Annotated in this window: 1 protein-coding gene; it reads left to right on the top strand. The window is 66.1% G+C overall.

Features of this window, described 5'->3' with window-relative positions; all coding sequences use genetic code 11:
- Positions 1 to 1,214, top strand: a protein-coding gene (locus ASJ79_RS24275) for an IS3 family transposase (RefSeq protein WP_156448615.1) whose coding sequence is annotated in 2 segments (ribosomal slippage) — positions 1 to 217 and positions 217 to 1,214 — 1,215 coding nt annotated over the 2 segments. Because the reading frame shifts where the segments join, the coding sequence is not laid out codon by codon here. This gene is flagged as partial in the annotation.
- Positions 1,215 to 1,244: the final 30 nt, after the last annotated feature.

Genomic DNA, 1,244 nt, shown 5'->3' with positions numbered 1-1,244 from the left:
CACACCGCGGAGTACGACAGCCGCACGGCCTGCATTGCCGCGGTCGCCAAGCGCTTGGGTGTGGCGGTGGAAACCCTGCGCCGCTGGGTCGCCCAGAGCGAGGTTGATACCGGGCAGCGCGAGGGGGTGCCAACCGATACCGTGCGTGAGTTGCGCGAGCTCAAGCGCAAGAATCGCGAGCTTGAAGAAACCATCGAGATCCTCAAAGCGGCAACAAGTTTCTTCGCGCGGGAGAGCGACCCGCGACACCGCTGATCTGTGCGTTCATCGCCGAGCATCGCGCTCGGTTCGGGGTCGCTCCGATCTGCCGCGTGCTTACCGAGCACGGCTGCGCGATCGCCCCGAGAACCTTCTATGCCTGGCTGGCCCGCCCACCTTCGGCGCGGGCCCTGTGGGACACCGTCATCACCGAGATCCTGGCCGGCTATTACGAGCCCGACGAGCACGGCCGCCGCAAGCCCGAGTCGCTCTACGGGGCCACCAAAATGTGGGCCCACCTGCAACGACAGGGCATCGCGGTAGCCCGCTGCACTGTAGAACGCCTCATGCGCGCCCACGGCTGGCGCGGACTCACCCGGCGCAAGAAGGTCCGCACCACCGTCGCTGATCCGGCCGCCGGCCGTTCCCCGGACCTGGTGGACCGCCAGTTCCGGGTCCCGGCGCCCAACGTGCTGCTCGTTGCCGACTTCACCTATGTGCGACTGGCTAGCGGGGTGTTCGTCTACACCGCGTTCGCTATCGACGCCTACGCCGGGCGGATCGTCGGGTGGACCTGTTCAGCCGGCAAGAGCGACGCGTTCGTGCGGCGAGTGATCCGCCATGCCGCCGAGCTCCGAAGAAGAGAAGGCAACCCGTTGTCCGGCAGCACTATTCACCACAGCGATGCGGGTTCTCAGTACACCTCGGTGCGATTCGGGGAAACGCTGGCCTTGTCCGGGCTGGTGCCCTCGATCGGATCGGTTGGCGACGCCTTCGATAACGCCCTGGCCGAGACCACGATCGGGCTGTACAAGAACGAAGCCGTCCGCGACGACTCCCCGTTCCGCCGTGGCCTCCTGGGCCGGCTGGCCGACGTCGAACTGCTGACCGCCGACTGGGTGCACTGGTACAACACCGACAGGCTCATGCACCGTCTGGGCCGCATCCCACCGATCGAATACGAGCAGGTCTACTACGCTACAAACACAGCCCACCCATCGGCTGCACACCAATAACCGAGTGTGTATCAAACCCGGGGCGCTTCA

Source organism: Mycobacterium sp. NAZ190054 (assembly GCF_001545925.1).
GTDB lineage: Bacteria > Actinomycetota > Actinomycetes > Mycobacteriales > Mycobacteriaceae > Mycobacterium.
This window is presented reverse-complemented; position numbering and strand designations above follow the sequence as displayed.